We start from the raw sequence: 1841 nt of genomic DNA, 5'->3' as shown, positions 1-1841 counted from the left end.
TCAACACGTTTATAAGTTTTCTCGCTGGTAGTTCTTTCTTTCTCGCTAACATTTCTTTTCCCTTTCAACTTTGTTAACGAGCTCTAACTTATTGTTTTTTATGATTTTATCATAATCTTCCGTTTTGGGGAAACTCTAAATAAAATTTCATTTGACATTGATTAAAATATTTCCGTAATTTTAACCAAGGAAATAAACAATAAATAAAATAACCTTGTTACTTTCGGGGACGAGGGGATTACTGCTAAACTTTTCCATCCTTTCTTTTCCCATATAAAAATATTTTCGCATATCAGGTTATAAAATTCAGAGTTAAGATTTAGTTCAACGGGTATTTTAGTGTTTTTGGAGAATGGAGATTTCAACTAAATATTTGACGACTTAAAGTAGATATTTAACAACTTCAACTAAATATTTAACGACTTGAAGTGAATATTTGAAGACTTGAAATGAATATTTGGCGACTTTTCTCATGTTTTGACGACATGAAATAGATATTTGGCGACTTTTCTCTTGTTTTAGTGACTTGAAATGAATATTTGACGACTTTTTACTTGTTTTGAAGACTTGAAATCGATATTTGACATCTTTTTTCTTGCTTTGACTACTTGAAGTGAATATTTGTCGAATATTATTTTGTTTTGGTGACTTGAAGTGAATATTTGATGACTTTTTCTTTGTTTTGACGACTTTATAGTGAGTTTTGATATTTTTTAGTGAAATAATGACGGTTTTTAGAACAAAAAGGCACTTTGCCTTAAATTAACCTAACAATCACAAAAAGGAGAGATCGAGATGACACAGTCCGAGGAAAACAAGTCCAACATGTATAATGCTACGGAGGTTGTGCTAAATAACAACGATAGCGTTATAGCCGAGATACCGGCTTTGGGTGAAGTACACACTGATCTACAGGCTTTAATCGAACAGATTCAAGCAAAAAACAGCGAATTAGTTGGCGCAACGGATGGGAAGACTTCCGTAAAAGGCAAAGCAATTAATGAGCTTATCTCTGCCATTCTACCAATTACTTCAGCCGTAAAGGCATACGCGGCGCGGAATAAGCTGGTAGAACTTAGAGCAAAGGCGGATTATACAGAAAGCGCATTTAAACATTTAACCCACGCAGAATTACCCGTACAAGTGAAAATCATAAGGGATGCCGCGCAGGGTGTTTTAGCCTCACTCGCCAAATATGGAATGACGCAGGCAAAACTTGACCTTGTTGACGTAAAGCTTGAGGCGTTAAAAAATGCGTCGGGGAATAAGGATTTAAGTTATACAGATCGCAGCTCAACAAGGGTAGCGCTTACTAAATTATTCGAAAAGACTGATGCCTTATTGAATGAGGAAGCGGATATGCTTGTTGAGGTGATAAAAGAACCGCAGCCCGATTTTTATAACCAATACTTTGCCGCAAGAGTAATTAAAGATTTGGGCGGGTCGCATACTAAACCGGATGAGGAGGATAAGACGCCGCCACCAACGCCACCGGCACAGTAAGAATAAAAGGGAACAAAAACCTCCGACGTTTAGGAAACGTCGGAGGTTTGGATTATGAGTTGTTAGAATTAAGGAAGTTTGAAAATAGATTTGGTGTAGCTATTTTATAACCAAACTTAAATAAGATTATAAATAAAAGAGAGATTTTTATTTGTAATAAGTTCTATCCAGCTATACCAAAACCAAATCAATGGTATTAAATGATTAATGGGCATCTCTAAAAACTTAGAATGATGTCATTGCGTGTGAGGAACGAACGAAGCAATCCCCATTTATGGTGTAAAAACAAGGATTGCTTCGCTTTGCTCGCAATGATGACACTGTTTTTAGAGGTGCCC

General features: G+C 36.0%; 1 protein-coding gene. It reads left to right on the top strand.

The features are described from left to right. Positions 1 to 795: 795 nt before the first annotated feature. Complete coding sequence (locus Q8M41_RS12040; RefSeq protein ID WP_305365526.1) at positions 796 to 1503, top strand: hypothetical protein; 708 nt, start codon at positions 796 to 798, stop codon at positions 1501 to 1503. Positions 1504 to 1841 lie beyond the last annotated feature (338 nt).

This window comes from Daejeonella sp. (assembly GCF_030684675.1).
In the GTDB taxonomy this organism is placed as follows: Bacteria; Bacteroidota; Bacteroidia; order Sphingobacteriales; family Sphingobacteriaceae; genus Daejeonella.
The sequence above is the reverse complement of the archived record's forward strand: the minus strand, read 5'-3'. Positions and strand labels throughout refer to the sequence as shown.